The sequence below is a fragment of the Oceaniovalibus sp. ACAM 378 genome, assembly GCF_008085915.1.
Taxonomy (GTDB): domain Bacteria; phylum Pseudomonadota; class Alphaproteobacteria; order Rhodobacterales; family Rhodobacteraceae; genus Oceaniglobus.
The window spans coordinates 134,350-155,244 of record NZ_VSJK01000011.1 but is presented as its reverse complement, the minus strand read 5'-3'; the positions used below and the strand labels follow the sequence as shown (position 1 = coordinate 155,244).

Genomic DNA, 20,895 nt, shown 5'->3' with positions numbered 1-20,895 from the left:
ATTTCAGCGACTGGTATAGGCCCATAGCCAAAGCGGGGTACCCGCGAAAAATGTAAGACAGGAAGGCATCAAATGACTAAGTTCAAGTGTCTCTGCGCCATTGTCGCCCTGACGACAGCGCCTGCTGTACATGCAGGCGTGTTGACTGTTTGTATCGAAGGTTCACCGGAAATTTTTAACCCGGAACTGACCAGCAACGGCACAACATCCTATGTGCTGGAGCAGATTTATGATGGCCTTGTGTCTGTGGAACGTGGCGGCTCGGAGATTGAACCGGCCCTTGCTGAAAGTTGGGCGGTATCTGACGACGGCATGACCTATACGTTCACGCTGCGCCGTGATGTCGCCTGGCAGTCGAACGACAAATTCACGCCCAGCCGTGCACTGAACGCCGATGATGTCGTTTTCACGTTTGAGCGGATGATGAACACCGACCACCCTTATGCAACCGTGTCGGGGGGCAACTATCCGACATTTTTCGCCAAGCTGGCAGACAACCTGGAAAAGGTTGAGAAGGTCGACGATCACACTGTCGCTTTCAAGCTCAACCGACCATTGGCCGCCTTTCTTGGTACGATGGCCCATGGTTCCATCGGAATTACTTCGGCTGAATATGCCGACACGATGATGAAAGCCGGCACCGCGGAAGAGTTTGACCTGATTCCGATCGGAACCGGCCCTTTCGAGTTTCAGGCCTATCAAACCGATGCCGTTGTCAGGCTGTTGCCCTTTGCAGATACTTGGGGCGCGAAAATCGGTGATCCCGACAGAACGCCGATGGTTGATGGTGTCGTCATGGCAATTTCCACTGACGCGTCTGTGCGGCTGCAGCGTGCGCTGGCCGAAGAATGCATGATCGGGCTTTATCCGAATCTGGCAGACAAGGCGACGATCGAGGCAGCAGCCAATGTCGATGCGGTGCAAACACCGGTGGCTTCAACGGGAATGCTGCATTTCAATTTTCGTGACGAGAAGTTCAAGGATCAGCGGGTAAGACAGGCGCTGGCACAGGCCGTCGACATGGATAACCTGGTCGAGGTCGTTTACAACGGTATGGGCCAAGCCACCGGGGCTGTGGTGCCGCCGGCACTATGGGGCCACGCGGCGGACATCGCGCCATGGGGCTATGACCCCGAGGCGGCGAAAAAGCTGTTGGCCGAAGCGGGTTTTGCCGACGGGTTCGAAACACAGGTCTGGGCAATCCCGGTCTCTCGGCCATATATGCCCCATGGACGTCGCGCAGCCGAGATCATTCAGGCAGATTGGGCGGCGATCGGCGTCAATGCGGAAATCATTTCATATGAATGGGGTGAGTATATCGAGCGCGCACGGGCCGGCGAAGCGCAGGTCGGCATGTTCGGCGGCATCTATGATTTCCCGGACCCCAGCCAGATCCCGAACAACTATCTGTCCTGCAACGCCGAGGGCACTCCGGCGCCGTCGAATATCGGCGCATGGTGCAATGATGAATTCAATGCCCTGATGAATGAGGCCGGGTCGATCACGGATCAGGCCGAGCGCATAGCCCTGTACCACGAAGCACAGCAAATCGTGCATGACGAAGCACCGGTCATCGTGCTGGGCGGCGCGGATACAATCACTATTGTGAACAAGAAGGTGCAAGGCTATGTGCCTGCGATCTTTGGTTCTTCCCGGCTGTCGGGGGTGACAGTGGAATGAAGGTAACTGTAATTGGCGCCGGGATTCTCGGCGCCAGCACCGCCTATCATCTGGCAATGGACGGCCATGATGTCACGATCGTGGATCAGGAACATCAGGGCAAGGCCACTTTGGCCGGCGCCGGCATCGTCTGTCCCTGGGCCACCAAGGTCGAGGAGCCGGAATGGTATCAGATGTATGCCGCCGGTGCGAAATACTATGAACAGCTTATCGCCGACCTTTCCGACCGGGGTGAAACCTATGTCGGATACCGCAAGGTGGGCGCAGTGGTTGTCGCGGATGATCCGGCAGAATTTGCCGGTGCGGGCGAGCGTCTGGCAAGACGTACCACCGATGCGCCGGAATCCGGCGGGATGGAAGAGATTTCTGAGGCAAAAGCGCAGGAATATTTCCCTCCCATCAACAAGAAATACAAGGCGTTCTATGTCCCGGGAGCCGCGCGGGTAAACGCCCGCGAGCTTGCTCCGGCCATGGTTCGCGCTGCTGTCGCGCTGGGTGCAAAATTCTACAACGATCTTGTCACGCTCCAACTGGAGGGGAAACGGGTCAAGGCATATGACGGGCGCGGCCAAGAGATTGCGTCAGATCAGGTCATCGTGACTGCGGGTGCCTGGGCCTCGCAAATTCTGCGCCCATTGGGTTTGGATCACCCGGTCAAACCCCAACGGGGCCAGATTCTGCATTTTGGATTGCAGGGTGTGGATACCTCGCGGTGGTCCGTGCTTCTGCCCATGGCCAGTCACTATCTGGTGGCTTTCGACGACAGCCGTGTGGTGGTTGGCGCGACCCGTGAGAATGACAAGGGGTTCGACTATCGCGTGACAACCGAAGGGCAGCACGAAGTCCTGACGGCCGCCCTGCATCACGCGCCGGGGTTGGCGGATGCGTCGATCCTTGAAACGCGCATCGGCTTTCGCCCGGCGCCACCCGGTTTCAATCCGATCCTCGGCGCGGCACCGAATATTGACGGGCTGATCATCGGCAACGGTCTGGGCGCCGCAGGACTGACCATCGGACCGTTTGCAGGGCGCCAGCTTGCCCGTATCGCAACGGGTAAATCGGCGGAAGTCCCGCTCGATGCCTATCTGCCAACAGCCTGAGCTGTGTGGCCTCACAAACGTCAAGGAAAATGACATGATCAAACGCTATACCCAACGACCGACATTGCACGCGGGCGTCACACATAACGGCGTGCTGTATGCCGCTGGCCACGCGGCAAGTGACATTGATCAGGATATGGCGGGCCAGACCCGCCAGATTTGCGACAAGCTCGATAAATTGCTGGCCGAAGTCGGCAGCGACAAGACCCGCATCCTGCACGCCCGGATTTACCTTTCGGATATGTCTGGCAAGTCCGACATGAATTCCGTCTGGGTCGAGTGGCTCGAGGAACAACACATGCCGTCCCGCGCAACCATCGGCGGCGCTGACCTTGGCGATCCACGTCGATTGATCGAGATTGTCGTCACCGCTGCGGTTGATTGATCTGTACCTTTGAAAATGGCGCGCCCGGCTGAGTGTCGGATGCGCCGCACCTGCCTGATATCCGAGAGCTTTCCATGACCGACACCGAAGAAGTTCGCCGCGACGACCGATATGCAACGCACGAAAAATTCGCGTCGCTTCGCGGTATTCATGCCGCGGCAAAGCAGAACCTTTCGGCAGGCGTCTGGAACTACATGCATTGCGGCACGGGCGACGAGGTCACCGCACGCGCCAATATCGCCAAATTTGACGACTACCTTTTTGAGGCGCCGCTTTTCGCCGGAATCTCGAACCCTGATACAAAAACAACGGTTTTGGGGTACGACCTTTCCTTCCCCGCATTCACGGCACCTTTCGGCGGCGGTGAGACCCTGTTTCATCCCGACGGGATGTTGGCCGTTGGCCGCGCCGCACAGGCGGGGGGTATTCGCCAGATGGTTCCCGTGGCCGCCGGTCATTCGCTGGAAGATGTGCGCGCTGCTTCGGAGGCGGCGGTGATCTTCCAGATGACATTCTGCGGCGAAGAGAACCATGTGATCGACATGATCCACCGCGCCAAGGACGCGGGGTATGAATACATCTGTGCCACATACTCTCCTATCCGACAGTGGCGTGAACGGATGATGGAGGATCGCTTTTCCATGCCCGGTGCCGGCAAGCCGTCGAATTTCGGCCCCGGAAAATCGGATCAGGCGATGATGCGCGAGCTTCTGGATTTCACCAAACCCAGATGGGATTGGGCGACGGCCGCAAGGGTTATCCGAGAAAGCCCGCTGCCCTGTATCGTCAAAGGGGTGACCAGTCGCAGTGGGGCACGCGCCGCGCTGAAGGCGGGTGCGATGGGTCTTTATGTTTCGAACTATGGCGGGCGTACAATCGACCGCGAACCAGCCGCTATCACCACGCTGGCCGACGTGCGCGACGAGGCCGGCCGCGATGTGCCGATCATCTTTGACAGCGGAATTCGCCGGGGCAGCGATATTGCGACGGCGCTGGCACTGGGGGCCGATGCGGTGGCGCTTGGCCGGGCCTGTGCCCTGGGCCTTGCGGCGGATGGTCAGGCAGGTGTGGAACGCGTTCTTGATCTGCTGCAAGACGAATTCTGGACCACTCTCGGCCATCTGGGCTGTTCAACCGTCGCAGACCTTTCACCTGACGTTTTCCAGACACGACCATAAAGGTTGTTATCCCCGGCGCCGGTGCGATGGACGCAAATATCAGCCTATCGGCTGAGGGCGAACGGGGCTGACGTGACGATGGGGGACGGGCTGCGGGGGCCAGCGGCGCATCCCTTTTCTGGCAGTCTCCGTTTCCGCAGTTCCGCTGGAACCAAGACCGCCGCGACCATTTGCTAACGATTCCCGCTCTTGTTAAGGCAGCGTGATGTGTCCGATGGCCAGAATTGCGGCACCGGTCACGCCCAGTCTGTCGCCGCCGCGTGCGCTTTTGATATCCAACCGCTTTGTCGCGAGCGGCAGGCACCGCTGGTAGATCCTCTCGCGTATTCCGGCAAGCATCGCCTCTCCCGCCTCTGAAAGGACGCCACCTATGATCAGCATGGCGGGATTCAGGATCGCGACCAGATCGGCGCAAACCGTGCCCAAAGCGCGGCTGCTTTCGTTCACCAGCTTTCGGCATTCAGGATGCCCCGCGCGGTACAGCGCCATGACGTCTCTGGCATCGATGCAGTCATGGCCATCCGCCGAAAGACTGCGCGCCAGTGCCCAACCTGCGGCGTGGGCTTCGACACACCCCGTCTTGCCACAGCGGCACAGTTGATACGGCTCGGGGGTATGTTGAATATGGCCGATATCTCCTGAAATGCCGACCGCCCCCCGCAGAAGTTCACCGTGCATGATCATTCCGCAGCCAATGCCGGTGCCGACCTTGACGAAAATCAGATCCTGGCAATCGGGCCAATACAGCCGATGTTCCGCCAGACACATAAGATTGACATCGTTGTCCAGCGCGACGGACAGCCCGAGTTGTTTTTCAAGCCGCTCCCGGATCGCGATCTTTTCCCAACCAAAGAGGATCGAGGGAGACGCCACCATCCCTTTTCCATAGTCAATCGGCGCGGGCAACGCGAGGCCGACCGAAACGACGGGGCCAGTGCGCAGCGGGCTTTCGACAAGTGCGCGGCACGCCAATACAAGCTGGGCAATCGTTTCATCCGCCGGACGGGTCAGATCGGTTTCAAGCATGCGTTCATCAAGCATACGGCATTCGAGATCGAACAGTGTCACCCGGCTTTTGCGTTCGCCCACATCAATTCCGATGACGTTTCGCCAATCCGGGTTGATTCGATAAATGCGCGACGGGCGCCCACCCGATGACGGCGCCCGATCCGAATGGCGGATCAGATCGCGCTCCAAAAGCTCGGCCAACCGCCGCGAGACGGTAACGCGTGAGCGTTCGGTCAGAGACTCGATAGCCCCTGCTGTTTGCCCGTTGCCGTTGCGGATCAGGCGGTAAATCTCGGTTCTTAATGTATTTGTCATGCAGCTTTGATTGATCCGATGTGACGCTGCCTCCTCCTTTTGCATGTGTTTATGCAGAAGTTAAGGGAAATCAGAAATTTATTGACATAACGCTGATGATGTTGCGCAATCGGCTTACGCAGGCAAAGTCGATCCATGGGAGGAAATTAAATGACACATATCAAGAGATGGCTGGGACACAGTGTTTCGGTCGCGGCGATCGCAATCGGATGCACCGCGGCCAGCGCACAGGATGGCTCGGTTCTGGTCGGACTGATCACCAAGACAGATACCAACCCGTTTTTCGTGAAGATGCGCGAAGGTGCCGCCGAAAAGGCCGATGAACTGGGCGTCAATTTTCAGGCTTTTGCCGGCAAATACGACGGCGACAATGACACTCAGGTGACGGCTGTCGAAAACCTCATTTCGGCGGGTGCAAAGGGCATCCTGATGGTGGCCAGCGATACCAAGGCGATCGTCCCCACGATCCAGAAGGCACGGGATGCGGGTATCCTGGTCATCGCGCTCGACACGCCGCTTGACCCGTTCAATGCTGCCGACGCCACCTTTGCGACCGACAACTTCGAGGCCGGGCGCCTGATCGGAGCCTGGGCCAAAGCCACGATGGGCGACGGTGCTGCCAACGCAAAAATCGCGTTCCTTGACGCCCATGAAAGCCAACCCACTGTCGATGTGTTGCGGGATCAGGGCTTCATGGAGGGTTTCGGAATTGACATCATGAACCCTGACCGCCGCGGCGACGAAACCGATGAACGGATCGTCGGTCACTTCATGGCCGGAGGATCCGAAGTCGGCGGACGCGAAGGCATGGAAACGCTGCTTCAGAAGGATTTCGACCTGAATGTTGTATATACCATCAACGAACCCACCGCAGCAGGCGCATGGGAAGCGTTGAAGGCAGCCGGCAAAGATGACGGCAGCGTCCTGATCACATCGGTCGATGGCGGCTGCCCGGGTGTGCGCAACGTCGCCGATGGGGTGATCGGGGCAACCTCGATGCAGTTTCCGCTCCGCATGGCGGCCTTTGGCGTCGAGGCCGTGGCTCAGTTCGCCAAGGATGGCACCATGCCTGAGGTGACTGAAGGGCTCGAGTTCTTCGACACCGGTGTCACTCTGGTGACCGACAATCCGGTTGAGGGTATCGAGTCGATCACCAGCACGGAGGCGCTCGAACTCTGCTGGGGCTGACAGACCGCCGGTCATGCCCATGTGGCGTGGCCGGCACCACCCCTCTTGACGCAGCTTGATACCAAAGCAGGGTTCGAAAATGGCAGACGAAATCGAATTCCCGGGGGCGGCCACGGGACGATCCGCACTTTCACGTCGGATTCTGAACCACCTTCACGCCAATCCGACGATCATTCCGCTGTTCGTTCTGGTGATCGGATTGATCATCTTCTCCTTCGTGGTCGGAGAAAGGTTCTTTCACCCGTTCAACCTGTCGCTTGTGTTGCAGCAGGTCACGATCATCGGCACGGTTGCCTTGGCCCAGACGCTGATCATTCTCACCGCGGGGATCGATCTGTCGGTCGGCGCAATCATGATCCTCAGCTCTGTGGCCATGGGCAAACTGGCGGTGACGCTGGGTTATCCCCCGGAAATCGCGCTTTTGCTGGGGATCGGCGTTGGCGGGCTCTGCGGCTGGTTCAACGGGATTTTCGTCACCTATATCCGCCTGCCGCCGTTCATCGTCACGCTTGGCACCTGGAGCGTGTTCAGCGCCATGGTCCAATACTTCTCGAACGGCGAAACCATTGCCCAGCGGGATATCGAGGCTGGCGCTGAATTCCTGCAATGGAGCGGCGAGGCAATGAAATTTGGCGCCGCAAGGGTGACCACAGGATCGATCATGATGCTGATGCTTGCCGGTTTTCTCTGGTATATGCTCAATCGCACCGCCTTTGGCCGCCATATCTACGCAGTCGGCGGCGATCAGGAGGCGGCGCGGCTGTCGGGGATCAACACCAAGCGCGTGCTCATGTCAGTCTATCTTATCGCGGGGCTGATCTGTGGCTTTGCGGGATGGCTGATGATCGGGCGGATCGGTGCGGTCAGTCCGCTTGGCGGCGAAATGACCAATCTGGATTCAATCACCGCAGTGGTCATCGGCGGCACCAGCCTGTTTGGCGGGCGGGGGTCGATCATCGGGACGCTGATCGGTGCCCTGATCGTCGGGTTCTTTCGCAACGGCCTTGCCCTCGCCGGGCTGGACGTGCTGTGGCAGGAATTCACCGTCGGCCTTTTGATCATCACCGCGGTTTCTTTTGACCAATGGCTCAGGAGGATATCGAACTGATGTCCGTTTCTGTGGATCGTACGAAACCTCCGCTGCTTTCAGCGCGCAACCTGCATAAATCCTATGGTCGGGTGGTCGCGATGAACGGTGCGGATTTCGACCTTTACGAGGGCGAGATTCTGGCCGTCATTGGCGACAATGGCGCAGGAAAATCGTCGATGATCGGTGCGCTCGCCGGTGCGGTGCGTCCGGATTCGGGAAAGATTGTCTTTGACGGCAAAGAAGTGCATTTCGCCAGCCCGATGGAAGCCCGCGAACAAGGCATTGAAACGGTGTTTCAGGGTCTGGCTCTGGCTCCGGCGCTGACGATCGTCGACAATCTGTTCCTTGGGCGCGAATACCGTCAACCCGGCCTGCGCGGCACGATTTTTCGGGCGCTTGATCGCCGCCGAATGCGGGCGGAGGCAAGCAAACACCTGTCGGATCTCGGGTTGGCAACGATCCAGAACATCGATCAGGTGGTCGAAACCCTGTCAGGCGGCCAGCGTCAGGGTGTCGCGGTGGCGCGGGCCTGTGCTTTTGGCAGTCGGGTTGTTATCCTTGATGAACCGACGGCAGCACTTGGCGTCAAAGAGTCCCGCAAGGTTCTGGAACTGATCCGGGACGTGCGGGCGCGCGGGATTTCCATCGTGCTGATCAGTCACAACATGCCGCTTGTGTTCGAACTGGCCGACCGCGTCCATGTCCATCGTTTGGGGCGGCGGATCGCTCAGGTCCGCCCGTCGGACATCACGATGTCGGACGCCGTGGCGATCATGACCGGCGCGATGGAACCGCCCCCGGACGCCGCCGCCTGACAGCGCGCACATCTTTCTCAACTTCTCAAAGGAAATAGAATGTACAAACTCGATGAAAAACTGTCCCGTATCAGGGCCGGAAAATACTCCAAGGGCGACTTTATCATCGCCGACGCCAAAGACGGGGACATGGGGCCCTCGATCCAAGCCTGCGGTCCGCGCCGGGCAAAAGACGGCAGCACCGATGGTTTCAAGACGCGACCTGAATTTCTTGATCAGGTGCAGGCCATCGTCGAGCAGGATGTCGTCGATATCATGCTGACTTCGGTGTCGAACCACGAGGCCCTGTCCAAGCGTGGTGTGTTCAAGACCAGCAAGGTGAAACCGGCGATCCGGGCGAATGACACCACTGACATCTGGGTGTTTCGCGGCGCTGAATATGCCGCGCAGCCTTCCCGCCCGTTCCGCTCTGCGGACCTCGCCCGCGTCAAGGCCATGGGCTGTGATCTCGGGCTTTACTCAATCACCTTCAACAACGATCTCGATGCCGATTACGCCTCGCTGGAAGCCTTCTCAAAGTTTCGCGAAGATGCGCTGAAGAACGATTTCAAATACTTTCTGGAAGTCTTCAATCCAAACGTAGCGATCAAAATGGATCCGGCCGATGTGCCCGGCTATGTGAATGACGCCATGATGCGGTGTCTTGCCGGGCTGACCTCGGCCGAACGTCCCGAATTTCTCAAGATCGCCTATAACGGGCCGGATGCCTTGCAGGAACTTGCAGCCTATGACCCGTCGGTCGTGGTTGGCGTTCTGGGTGGCGGGGCCGGCACCACGCGGGATTGTCTTGAGTTGATCGCCCAGGTCGAAAGGTTTGGCGCACGGGTCGCGCTGTTCGGGCGCAAGATCAACCTGGCCGACCATCCGCAACAGATGGTGCGGATGATGCGGGGGGTCGCAGATGGCGAACTGACGTCCGAACAGGCGGTGCGCGAATATCACGCCACCCTTGATCGCGAAGGAATCACGCCGACACGCCCGCTCGAAGACGACATGAAGATCACCGAGTCCGTCTTGCAGGCCGCTGCCTGATCCGGCAGCGGTGGGGCGCGCGCGGTTGGATCGCCGCGCCCCGCGATATCTGAAAGCGAAGGAAACAGACTGATGGCAGGACTGCAAAACGGGTTCGTCACCGGCGGAACCTGGTGTGTCGACTACAACATAACGGTCCCGTCATGGCCACGCGAAGAAAGTGCGACCCGCATCCAGTCCACGCTTCGGCGCGGCGGCGGGTCGGCCTGCAACTTTGCCGTCGATATGCGTATTCTTGCGCCCGACGTTCCGGTCGCCACCATCAGCTTGCGCGGTGCAGATGCGGACGGCGATTTTCTGGCCGACGTCTGCCGGGAACATGGGATCGATGCACACCGTTTCCATGTCGATCCCGGCCTGACCACTCACCGCACCATGGCGTTTACCGCGCGTGACAATGGCAAGCGCACCCATGTGTTCGAGGCTGAATCCAGCGATCACCTGACCCCCGACCACTTTGATTTCACCGGACTCGCTCCGGGGCTTTTCCACCTCGGCCTGCCCGGCACCCACAAGATTCTTGACGCCCCCTGGGACGGAGATCCGAACGGATGGGTCACGGTCCTGAAGAAAGCCCGCGCCGCAGGCTTTCAGACCAACATGGAGGTGATGACAATTTCGCCCGAGGCGATCCGCCAGACCGTCACCCCCTGTCTTGAGCACTTGGATTATCTGGTCGTCAACGACTATGAGATCGGCGCTCTTTCCAAGGTGGATACCCTCTCGGATGACGGGCGAACCCGGATCAAGGCGGTGATCGAAGCCGCGCGGTTGGTTCTGGCCCAAGGCCGGATGAAACTCGTGGTCGTGCATTTTCCCGAAGGCGCGGTTGCAATCCGTGACACCGGAGAGTTGACCACCCAGCCCTCAGTGAACGTGCAGCCCGACACAATCGTCGGGACGAATGGCGCGGGCGACGCCTTTGCGGCCGGATTTTTCTGTGGCTTGAACAAAGAACTTTCGCTTGCCGCCTCGTTAAGGTTGGCCCACGCTTCCGCCACTGCTTCGCTAAGGTCGGTTGATACCTATGGCGCCATGGTTACCATGCAAGAGTGCCTGAAACTGGCCGAGCAGTCCGGGTGGAATCCGCCGATCGAGACCTGAGAAACGCCAACCTCGGGCAAGGAGCGTTGGTTTTTTCCATGCAGGCAAAAGGAACTCAATCATGGTGCTGCGGCGCGCTGTTGAAACACGCAATACCCCCCGGATTGTCGCAGAGCCGCGCGCGTCTATCATCATGCATTCGGGCGGAAATCCGGTTCTCCTGACCTCGGCGCAGACAGCAGAGGCGGCACAGGTGCAACGCTGCGCGATGACGACGATCAGGCCGACTTGCGGGCTGACCCGGCAAAAACCCGAAATGCACTCCATCCTAAAGAAGACCTGTTCATTCTAAAAAGAACGGAACCCGAAATCCATGCTCGACCTTATCACCATCGGACGTTCATCGGTTGATCTCTACGGCATGCAGATCGGCGGCCGTCTGGAAGACATGACCTCTTTTCGCAAATATGTCGGCGGATCGCCGTGCAACATCGCCATCGGTGCTGCGCGTCTGGGCCTGCGCTCGGCGCTGATCTCGCGCGTCGGGGACGAGGCGATGGGTCGGTTCATCCGCGAACAGCTTGAGCGTGAGGGATGCGAAACCCGGGGCCTGATCACCGATCCCGAACGACTGACCGCCTTCGTCCTGCTTGGCATCCGTGATGAGGACCGTTTTCCGCTGATTTTCCTGCGTGAGAATTGCGCCGACATGGCGCTGTGCGAAGAGGATATCGACGCAGAGTTCATCACCTCTGCCCGAACCACCGTTGCCACAGGCACCCATCTGTCGCATCCCCGGACCGAGGCCGCCGTGATCATGGCGCTGACCATTGCCCGGAACGCTGGCCGTGCAACCGCATTGGACATCGATTACCGCCCAAATCTCTGGGGGCTTGGCGGGCATGACACGGGCGAAGCGCGGTATCAGGAAAGCGGCGCCGTCACCGCCAAACTGCAATCGACATTGCACCTGTTCGACCTGATCGTCGGCACCGAAGAAGAATTCCACATCGCCGGTGGCACCACCGACACGCTGGAGGCGTTGCGCCGGGTGCGCGGATTGTGTGACGCGGTTCTGGTCTGCAAGCGGGGCCCCATGGGTGCGACCGTATTCGACGGCGCGATCCCTGACTCTCTGGATGCCGGGATTCATGGCAAGGGGTTCGCGGTCGAAGTGTTCAACGTGCTGGGCGCGGGCGATGGCTTTATGGCCGGGCTGCTGAAGGGCTGGATCGAGGGCGAAACCTGGGAAACCGCGCTGACCTATGCCAATGCATGCGGTGCGCTGGCCGTCTCGCGGCATGGCTGCGCGCCTGCCTATCCCAGCCTGTCGGAACTGAAATATTTTCTGGCAACGCCGATCACCGATCCGGCACTTCGTCATGATCCGGCTCTGGAGCAGATCCATTGGTCGACCCTGCGCCGCAAGGAATGGCCAACGCTGCGCGCCTTCGCCTTTGATCACAGGTCACAATTCGAGGCTCTGGCAAAGGCCACCGGTGCCCCAGCTGCGCGTATCCCCGAGTTCAAGCAGCTGTGCCTTGCGGCGGCATTGCGGGTTGCCGACGGGCGCGACGGTTACGGCATTCTTTGCGACGATCGGCTTGGTCGCGCGGCGCTGCATGCGGCGGCAGAAACGCCGCTCTGGATCGGACGCCCGGTCGAAGTACCTGCATCGCGCCCGCTGGAGCTTGAGATCGGGCCGGATTTTGGCTCGGCGCTGATCGAGTGGCCGGTGGATCATACGGTCAAGGTTCTGTGTCACTATCACCCCGACGATCCCGATGACCTGAAGCAGCAACAAGAGGCCTGCATCATCCGGCTGGCAGATGCGGCGCGCCAATCCGGGCTGGATCTGTTGTTGGAAATCATCGTACCGGGCAACGATTCAGCCAGCGGGCCGATCACCGCGCGGGCCATCGACCGGTTCTACGAACTTGGCGTCTGGCCGGATTGGTGGAAACTGGCGCCGCTGCAATCGGCACAGGACTGGCAACGGGTGTGCAACACGATCTCGGGCCATGATCCCCATTGCCGTGGAGTCGTGGTGCTGGGTCTTGGTGAAGAGGAATCGGTTCTCACCGCCAGTTTCACCGCCGCCGCTTGCCAGCCTCTTGTCAAAGGGTTCGCCGTCGGGCGCACGATCTTTGGAGCGACTGCCGAACGGTGGTTTGCGGGGCAGATCGACGATGAGACGGCAATCGCAGCAATGTCCGGCGCTTTTGCCCGGCTATCGGGCGAATGGGATGCCGCCCGCAATGCTTCGCAAGTTCAGAGGGAAACCACATGACCAACACGACAAAACCGTCACCCAACCTGCTGCGCCGCCCCCAAGGCTCGAGCGGCCGCGTCCACCATATCACCCCCGAGAGCGCGGGATGGGGATATGTGGGATTCGATCTGTGGCGGCTTGGCGATCAGGAGGTCGCGAAAGGCTGCGAAGAAGCGCGTGAAACCATTCTTGTCATCATTCAGGGACAAGTGGAAATTTCCTGCGCCAGCGCCGATTTCGGCCTGCTTGGCGACCGGGCAAGTGTCTTTGACGGCGGCCTGCCCCATGCGGTCTACCTGCCCCCCAACGAGACTTGGGAGGCACGCGCACAGGGGGCCTGCGAACTGGCGGTCTGCACCGCGCCGTCACCGGGCGGGCGGCCTGCCGCGATCATCGGCCCAGACGGAATTGCCACCCAAGACCGTGGCAAAGGCACCAACTTGCGCCATGTCAACGCCATCGCAATGGAAGATCGCGACGTTGCCGACAGCCTGTTGGTGACCGAGGTTTTCACCCCTCAGGGTCATTGGTCGTCCTATCCACCGCACCGCCACGACGAAGACGATTTTCCGCGCATGACCTATCTGGAAGAAACCTATTACCACCGGCTTAACCCTGCGGCGGGTTTCGGGGTGCAGCGGGTCTTTACCGAAGATGGCACGCTGGACGAAACCATGTCGGTTGCCGATCGTGACACCGTTCTGGTTCCGCGCGGGCATCACCCCTGCGGCGCGCCCTATGGCTTTGACATGTATTATTTGAACGTCATGGCAGGCCCGCTGCGCAAATGGCGGTTTGCAAATCACCCGGATTTCGACTGGCTGGCAAAGCGCGACGCGGGCGACAGCCCTTAAGCGCCGCGAACAGCCAAGGGGGCACGGATATAGCTGCGGTATCGGTCTGCCGGTTGCACCACGCCAAAGTTGCCGCATCAGCCGGTACATTGGTCAGGCAAACGCCGTTCTTTCAAGCTCTTGCCCGGCTGATCTTCATATCGCGGCAAATCAGGAAAATGCGACAATATAGGACGGGAGAACCCACCATGCTTGACCTCAACGAAACCTCGCTTGATGAAATGGCCAATGCCCTGCGGTTTCTGACCGTTGATGCCGTTGAAGTCGCGCAATCCGGTCATCCGGGAATGCCGATGGGCATGGCCGATGTCGCATCGGTTCTCTTTACCAAGGTGATGAAATACGACGCAGCCGATCCGCAATGGCCAGACCGCGACCGGTTTGTGCTCTCGGTGGGTCACGGCTCGATGCTGCTGTATGGCCTGCTGTGGCTGACCGGGTATCCCGATATTTCGTTGCAGGATATCAGGGATTTCCGCAAACTTGGGGTCAAGACCGCTGGCCATCCGGAATATGAACAACTGCTGGGGGTCGAAGCAACCACCGGGCCGCTTGGTCAGGGCATCGCCAATGCCGTCGGAATGGCGCTTGCCGAAAGGATGTTGAACGCGGAATACGGCGATGATCTGGTCGATCACCACACCTATGTCATGGCCGGTGACGGTTGCCTGATGGAGGGCATCAGTCAGGAGGCAATCACCTTTGCCGCGCATATGCAGCTGGGCAAGCTCGTCCTGCTGTTTGACGACAATGCGGTCACCATCGACGGCGAAACCAACCACGCCACATCGGAGGATCAGCAAGCCCGCTTTGCGGCGGTAGGCTGGCATGTCGAAACCGTGGATGGCCATGACGCAAGCGCTGTTGAGGCTGCGCTGCTTGCGGCCAAAAACGATCCACGTCCTTCGATGATCGCGTGCAAAACCGTAATCGGGCGTGGCTCGGTCGCCAAACAGGGCAAGCCCGCCGCACATTTCGGCGCAATCGGTGCCGAAGACCGTGCCGCGATGCAAAACCTGTTGAACTGGCCGCATGGTGCCTTCGAAATCCCCGAACCGGTGGTCGCAGCCTGGCGCAGCGCCGGTCGCCTTGGGGCGGAGGCAAACACCGCATGGCGCGAAAGGCTCGACGCCGCCCCAGACGCCGACCGGGCCGAATTTCGCCGCCGTATCGCGGGTGATCTGCCGAAAGCAGCGGCGGGCGTCCTGCGTGACCTGCGGCGTGCGGCCGTCGGCCAACCCGATATCGCCACAAGGATGGCATCCTCGCAGGTTCTGGAAGCCTTGTTCGAGGTCATGCCCGAACTGGTCGGCGGTTCGGCAGACCTTGCCGGATCGACCCAAACCTGGCCGAAACAGGCCCGCGCGATTTGCGCCGGAGACTATGGCGGGCGCTATATTCCCTATGGCGTTCGCGAACACGCAATGGCGGCCTTCATGACCGGCATCGCGCTGCATGGCGGGTTCATTCCGTTTGGCGGCACCTTCCTGTGCTTCATCGACTATGCCCGCCCCGCCGTACGGCTTGCCGCGATGATGGAACAGCGCGAGATTTTCGTGATGACCCATGACTGCATCACCGTGGGCGAGGATGGCCCGACCCACCAGCCCGTCGAACATCTGGCGGGTTTGCGCGCGACGCCCAAACTCAACGTTTTCCGCCCCGGCGACATGATCGAGGCGCTGGAAAGCTGGGAACTGGCACTGAACGATGCCCATGCGCCGACGGTGCTCTGCCTTTCGCGCAATCCGCTTCCCATCCTGCGCAAAGACAGCGACGAGAATCTGACAGCGCGCGGCGGCTACGTGTTGCAAGAGGCAAGCGGACCGCGCCAAGCAACGATCTTTGCCACCGGATCGGAACTGGCACTGGCCGCCAAGGCGCGCGAAACGCTGGAGTCCGAAGGTGTTGCGACAGCCGTCGTTTCGCTGCCGAATTGGCGTCTTTTCGACAACCAGCCGAAAGAATGGCGGGATGGCGTTCTTGGGCCGCGCGACTCCGTCGCCGTGGCGGTCGAGGCGCTGTCACCCATGGGTTGGGAGCGTTATGTCGGGCGTGACGGCATCATCCTGTCCGTCGACAGTTTCGGTGTCTCGGCCCCTGCCGCAGATGTGCTGAACCACTTTGGCTTCACCCCCGAGGCCGTCGCCGAAGCGATACGCGGCGCCTTGGCGAAAAGCCGGCCGCACGCCTGATTTCCGGCAGTCTGTGGATCTATGGCGATCCGGTGACACAGATCATCGGATCACCACGAGCAGGCCCGCCCAGACGATTAACACCCGCGCGCTTGCGGCGTGGTGCGGCAAGGGAAATCGCACCTACAGCCGCGCGCCGCTGGAGCCGTCAAACAGGTGAACGCGCGTCGGGTCGGGTGCCAGGGCGATTCTGCTGCCCGGTGTGACGTCAAGACGCTCGGTCGAAATGGCGCGGAACCGTCGGCCATGGATATCGGCATGCAGATGCGTCTCCCATCCAGCCGGCTCGACCAGCGCCACCTCGCCGATCAGGCCGGACGCCGGGTCAGGAGAAATCGCCAGATGTTCGGGGCGCAGTCCATAGACAACCTCCATCCCCTCGCGCACTCCGGCCCGATCATCGAACGGCAGAAAAAGCCCTTCGCCGACATCGACCGCCGGGGCACCATCGGCACGGACGACACGACCGCGCAACAGGTTCATCGCCGGCGATCCCATGAAGGCCGCCACGAATTCGGTCGCCGGTCGGTCATAAAGCTCCAGCGGCGGTCCGGATTGTTCGATGCGCCCGGCATTCATCACGACCACAATGTCGGACATGGTCATCGCCTCGACCTGATCATGGGTGACATAGATCGTGGTGCTTTCCAGCCGCTGGTGCAGGGCGCGAATTTCCGCGCGCATCTCCACCCGTAGCTTGGCGTCAAGGTTCGAAAGCGGCTCATCGAAAAGGAAAAGCTTGGGCTCGCGGACAAGTGCGCGCCCCATCGCCACCCGCTGCCGTTGCCCACCGGAAAGCTGCGCGGGCAGGCGATCAAGCAACTGTTCAAGTTGGAGAATATCGGCGGCGGTCTTGATGCGCCGTTCGACCTCGGACGTCTCGGTTTTCAGCATTTCCAGACTGAAAGCCAGATTCTCGCGCACCGACATATGCGGATAAAGCGCATAGTTCTGGAACACCATCGCGATGCCGCGATTCTTGGCATGGACCCGGTTGACGATCTCACCGTCGATGACAATCCGGCCGTGTTTGATCTTTTCCAACCCGGCTATCATGCGCAAAAGGGTGGATTTGCCACAGCCAGAGGGCCCGACCAGAACCACAAAAGCATGCTGCGGAATCTCAAGGTTAATGCCGTGCAGGACATCGGTCGTGCCAAAGCTCTTGCGTAAATCTTGGAGGGCGACGAACGGCGCGTCCATACGAATTCCTTTTTGGTCGTGGCTCATTTAACGGATCCCGACACGATACTGTCCACCACCCGTCGCTCTAAAAGCAGATAGACCAGAAGAAGCGGCAGGATCGTCAGAACAGTGAAAGCATTGTAAACGGCGTAGTCCTGCACACCCATTGCGTCCTTCAGAACATAAAGCTGATAGGGCAAGGTGCGCATGGTGGATTCGTTGACCAGCGCCAGAACGAAAGCGAACTCGTTCCACGCCTCGCGCACGCACAACACGCCCGCAGTGACAACTCCGGGCCAGGCAATCGGGATCATCACACGGCGCAGCCGGTTCCACATGTTCGCACCGTCGATGGTTGCCGCCTCTTCGATTTCCTTCGGGACTGAGGCGAAAAAACCGACAAGAATCCATGTGGCCAATGGGATGGCGCTGGCAGAATAGGTGATGAAAAGCACCCAATAGGTGTTGATCAGGCCCAGATCGCTCATCAGGCTGTTAAGCGGCACAATCAGGCTGACGCGGGGAATGATCCGCGGAACCAGATAGAGCAACAGCAGAACGTGGCGAAACCGAAAAGCGTAGCGCGCGAAACCATAGGCGGCCAGAACACTGATCGTCAGCGGCACAAAGGTCGCCACCACCGTGACAAGTGCACTGTTGAACAGCCAACGCCCAAATCCGTCCATCGCCAGCACTTTGCGATAGGCAGCAAGCGTCGGATTCGCCGGGAGCAACGCATTGGATTCGTAAATTTCCAGCGGTTCCTTGAGTGAAGCGAGAACCGCCCAGACAATCGGTGTCAACGTCCAGACAACCAGCACGGCAAGCGGGATACCGATCAGCGCGGCGCGTCCGAAACGACCGCTCCAGTCGCGAACCGGGCCAGTGCGCGACCGGCCAGCGCCAGACTTTTTCGAGGAAGGTCCGGTCATGCTCATTTTTCCAGCTTTCGACGGTGGTCGCCCATTACGAAGACCTTGAGATACAGAACGCTGAGTGCGGTATTGAACGCCAGCAGCACCATCATCAGCACCGAACCGGCGCCAAAGTTAAGCTCAAGGAATGCGGTTTCGAACATATAGATCGACAGCAGTTCGGTCGCGCGCTGCGGCCCGCCTGCGGTCAGGGCAAGAATGATGTCGAATGTGCTGAACGAGATATAGGTCACCCAGATCAGACTGACCCCCATCATCGGCTTGATCAGCGGCAGGGTGATCCGACGAAACACGGCAAAATCCGAAGCGCCATCGATGCTGGCCGAGTCATAGATCTCGCGGTCAATGGTTTGCAGCCCGCCCAACAGGATCAAGGTGGCGAACGGCACCATGAACCAGCAGTTGGCCAGCACCGCGACCATAAACGCCAGCGCCGGATCGCCCAGCCAGGAAGGCGTCGGCAGGCCCAGAGCGGACAAAACCGAATTCGCAAAACCGCCGCTGGTGGTAAAGATAAAGCGAAACATCACCGCTGTGGCCACGCCGGACACGAAATAGGGCACAAGGCTCAGCCCCCGGAAAAACCGCTTGCCCCGGGTAACGCGATAGAGCGTGAGGGCAAAGATCATCGACATCCCGATCCCCAATGCAATCGACACGACGACGAAAAGCAACGTGCGCCACAAGGCATTGATAAAACGGGGGTCGCTGAAAACGTCCCGGTAATTTTTAAGCCCCACGAAGGTCTTGTTGAGAAACATGTCGGTTTCATTCAGCGACAGGATCGCGCCGCCGACAACAGCATATCCAAGGATACCAAAAACCAGCAAAAGTCCTGGCACAACAAACAGATAGGGAACGACGCCTTCCTTGAAGTCGGCCATTCGATCGCGCGGCAATGGGGGCAGTTCTGGACTGTCGTCAACAGACGTCATGATCTGATCCTGTGGTCGAGAGATGTGGCTTCAGGCGCGAAAGAAGGGCGGCCAAAGCAATGGCCGCCCTTCAATATTCAGTTCGCCACAGCGTCGAGTTTTTTCTGGAACTCAGTCGCCAAAGCCGCCGGATCGGCCTTGTTGTCCGCCACCATCCGGTCGCGCAATTCCTCGATCACATCGTAAACCTGGATCGCTTTGGTCGGATGCGTCGGCAGCGACACCAGGTTCGAAGAAAGCGGTGAGACATCCTCGGCCCAGGGTTTCGCCGCAAGGTATTCCGCATCGCTGGCAACCGCCATGTTGGTCGTGGGCTGATAGCGAATCGCAACCTGTTTGGCATAATCAGGCCGCGACAGGTATTCGAGCGCCAGCATGGCCGCTTCCTCGTCTTCGTTGGCCGTCGTCACAATGAATGGAAAGGCAAAGCCCGACTGCACTTGCGGTTCGGTCTGACCGGGCCGGGTTGGCAAAGCCTCAAACGCCCAGTTGCCGTCTTCATAGGGCATCTGCTTGTGCACCTCGACATAGATATGTTCGCCCTCGTTCATCATCGCGGCCCGGCCGCCGATGAAGGCCGCGCGCATCTGGCCGGAATCCCATGAAGGCGTATCGGGATGTGCCGCGCCCGATTGCATCAGTTCCTGATAGAACGAGATCCACTCGCGCCCGATCTCGGAATCGATCTGCGGGACACCGTTCTCCATCTGCCCGCCCATCGACAGGAACAGCGGCAGTTCCCACGTCGGGCTGACGCAGCAGCCGTTAAGGCTGAAACCGCGGGTTTCGCCGCCAAGTTCGCCAATCGCCTTGGCCGCCTCAAGGACGCGGTCGGTGGTCTTGAGCGGCGGGGTGATCCCCACTTGCTTCAATAGATCGGTGCGATACGTCAGATAGATCGACTGCGCATAAAGCGCGACGCCATAGATCGCACCCGCAGAATCCGATGCGCCCTCCCAAGCCAGTGGAGCAAGTTGCGCATAGGTCTCGGGAAAGCGCGTCTTCATCTCGTCGATCATATGGGTGAAGTCCTTGACCACACCGCCCCGCGCAAGCTGTTCAACGTCGCGGGTATGGATCTGGACGATGTCAGGTGCATTGCCCGAGCGCAGTGCCAGGATCAGCTGTGAATTCACATCCTCCAGCCGCACGACCTCGAATTTGACATCAATGTCGGGGTTTTCTTCGCGGAATTTTGCGAACTCGTCTTCCGGGATGAAATTCTGCCGGCCAAACCAGACCTTGAGCGATCGATCCTGCGCCTCGGCCTGCCCTGCTGCCAATGTCGTGCATGCAATGGCGACCGCGATCGCACTGCGGACCCCGGCCCGTGTCATGAAGCTTGTTATCATCTTGTTTCCCTCCCAGATGGTACGCTGCCCCGGTCCGCGCCGCAAAGTCCCTCCCGGGCGCCGCCCCGATCAAAATAAGGCTAGGATGGAAGTTTACGTCAAGTCAACTTAAATAATCCATTGATTTGATTGAGTAAAAACATTTTGCTTGTTGGTGGAGACCTCGTCATAGTTTGAAGTTCGGTTGCGGTGGCAATCGCGTCCTTGGCAGGATGTGCAACTTTCGCGCAGGAAATCGCCCCTAAAATTCCGGCAAATCTGCGCGATGGGCATCCTGTTGCAAACCGGCGGTCGCCCCCCTGCCCTCTCTTACCGCCAACCCGCCGAAACCA

The 20,895-nt window shown here is 59.7% G+C and carries 17 protein-coding genes; 12 read left to right on the top strand and 5 right to left on the bottom strand.

The window, feature by feature from the left end; translation table 11 throughout:
- Nucleotides 1–72 precede the first annotated feature (72 nt).
- From FQ320_RS16135 to FQ320_RS16120, 4 genes are all read left to right on the top strand, one after another.
- Nucleotides 73–1,680, top strand: coding sequence for an ABC transporter substrate-binding protein (locus FQ320_RS16135; protein WP_148474059.1), 1,608 nt, complete (start codon nucleotides 73–75; stop codon nucleotides 1,678–1,680).
- Nucleotides 1,677–2,780 (top strand): FAD-binding oxidoreductase, encoded by a 1,104-nt coding sequence (locus FQ320_RS16130; protein WP_148474057.1) that lies wholly within the window; start codon nucleotides 1,677–1,679, stop codon nucleotides 2,778–2,780. The genes FQ320_RS16135 and FQ320_RS16130 overlap by 4 nt, the downstream gene beginning before the upstream one ends.
- Before the next feature lie 34 nt (nucleotides 2,781–2,814).
- Entirely contained in the window at nucleotides 2,815–3,165 is a 351-nt protein-coding gene (locus FQ320_RS16125; RefSeq protein ID WP_148474055.1) for a RidA family protein, read from the top strand.
- 74 nt (nucleotides 3,166–3,239) lie between these two features.
- Entirely contained in the window at nucleotides 3,240–4,343 is a 1,104-nt protein-coding gene (locus FQ320_RS16120) for an alpha-hydroxy acid oxidase (protein ID WP_148474053.1), read from the top strand.
- Between the two features lie 192 nt (nucleotides 4,344–4,535).
- On the opposite strand, the gene FQ320_RS16115 is transcribed toward FQ320_RS16120, so the two are convergent.
- Nucleotides 4,536–5,666: an ROK family protein gene (locus FQ320_RS16115; RefSeq protein WP_187393924.1), complete on the bottom strand. Its 1,131-nt coding sequence runs from the start codon at nucleotides 5,664–5,666 to the stop codon at nucleotides 4,536–4,538.
- 150 nt (nucleotides 5,667–5,816) lie between these two features.
- Between FQ320_RS16115 and FQ320_RS16110 the strand changes: the two genes are divergently transcribed.
- The 8 genes from FQ320_RS16110 (at nucleotide 5,817) to tkt (ending at nucleotide 16,156) form a co-directional block, all read left to right on the top strand.
- Entirely contained in the window at nucleotides 5,817–6,854 is a 1,038-nt protein-coding gene (locus FQ320_RS16110) for a sugar ABC transporter substrate-binding protein (protein WP_148474049.1), read from the top strand.
- Between the two features lie 79 nt (nucleotides 6,855–6,933).
- Complete coding sequence (locus tag FQ320_RS16105) at nucleotides 6,934–7,962, top strand: ABC transporter permease (protein ID WP_148474047.1); 1,029 nt, start codon at nucleotides 6,934–6,936, stop codon at nucleotides 7,960–7,962.
- On the top strand, nucleotides 7,962–8,759 hold the full coding sequence (locus FQ320_RS16100) for an ATP-binding cassette domain-containing protein (protein WP_148474045.1): 798 nt from the start codon (nucleotides 7,962–7,964) through the stop codon (nucleotides 8,757–8,759). Before FQ320_RS16105 ends, FQ320_RS16100 begins: the two co-directional genes overlap by 1 nt.
- Nucleotides 8,760–8,798: 39 nt before the next feature.
- Nucleotides 8,799–9,791 (top strand): hypothetical protein, encoded by a 993-nt coding sequence (locus tag FQ320_RS16095; RefSeq protein ID WP_148474043.1) that lies wholly within the window; start codon nucleotides 8,799–8,801, stop codon nucleotides 9,789–9,791.
- 72 nt (nucleotides 9,792–9,863) lie between these two features.
- The gene (locus FQ320_RS16090; protein ID WP_148474041.1) at nucleotides 9,864–10,895 is read left to right on the top strand and encodes a carbohydrate kinase family protein; all 1,032 of its coding nucleotides are present in this window, start codon (nucleotides 9,864–9,866) and stop codon (nucleotides 10,893–10,895) included.
- Between the two features lie 313 nt (nucleotides 10,896–11,208).
- Nucleotides 11,209–13,125 (top strand): 5-dehydro-2-deoxygluconokinase, encoded by a 1,917-nt coding sequence (iolC, locus tag FQ320_RS16085; protein ID WP_148474039.1) that lies wholly within the window; start codon nucleotides 11,209–11,211, stop codon nucleotides 13,123–13,125.
- Nucleotides 13,122–13,961, top strand: coding sequence for a 5-deoxy-glucuronate isomerase (iolB, locus tag FQ320_RS16080; RefSeq protein ID WP_148474037.1), 840 nt, complete (start codon nucleotides 13,122–13,124; stop codon nucleotides 13,959–13,961). The genes iolC and iolB overlap by 4 nt, the downstream gene beginning before the upstream one ends.
- A 188-nt stretch (nucleotides 13,962–14,149) precedes the next feature.
- Nucleotides 14,150–16,156 (top strand): transketolase, encoded by a 2,007-nt coding sequence (tkt, locus tag FQ320_RS16075; RefSeq protein ID WP_148474035.1) that lies wholly within the window; start codon nucleotides 14,150–14,152, stop codon nucleotides 16,154–16,156.
- 123 nt (nucleotides 16,157–16,279) lie between these two features.
- On the opposite strand, the gene FQ320_RS16070 is transcribed toward tkt, so the two are convergent.
- The 4 genes from FQ320_RS16070 to FQ320_RS16055 form a co-directional block, all read right to left on the bottom strand.
- Nucleotides 16,280–17,386: an ABC transporter ATP-binding protein gene (locus FQ320_RS16070; RefSeq protein ID WP_255509542.1), complete on the bottom strand. Its 1,107-nt coding sequence runs from the start codon at nucleotides 17,384–17,386 to the stop codon at nucleotides 16,280–16,282.
- Nucleotides 17,383–18,273 carry a carbohydrate ABC transporter permease gene (locus tag FQ320_RS16065; protein ID WP_187393923.1) on the bottom strand — a complete coding sequence of 297 codons (891 nt, stop codon included), beginning with the start codon at nucleotides 18,271–18,273 and terminating at the stop codon, nucleotides 17,383–17,385. The genes FQ320_RS16070 and FQ320_RS16065 overlap by 4 nt, the downstream gene beginning before the upstream one ends.
- A gap of 2 nt (nucleotides 18,274–18,275) precedes the next feature.
- Entirely contained in the window at nucleotides 18,276–19,211 is a 936-nt protein-coding gene (locus FQ320_RS16060) for a carbohydrate ABC transporter permease (RefSeq protein ID WP_148474031.1), read from the bottom strand.
- Between the two features lie 77 nt (nucleotides 19,212–19,288).
- Nucleotides 19,289–20,563 carry an ABC transporter substrate-binding protein gene (locus FQ320_RS16055; protein WP_148474029.1) on the bottom strand — a complete coding sequence of 425 codons (1,275 nt, stop codon included), beginning with the start codon at nucleotides 20,561–20,563 and terminating at the stop codon, nucleotides 19,289–19,291.
- Nucleotides 20,564–20,895 lie beyond the last annotated feature (332 nt).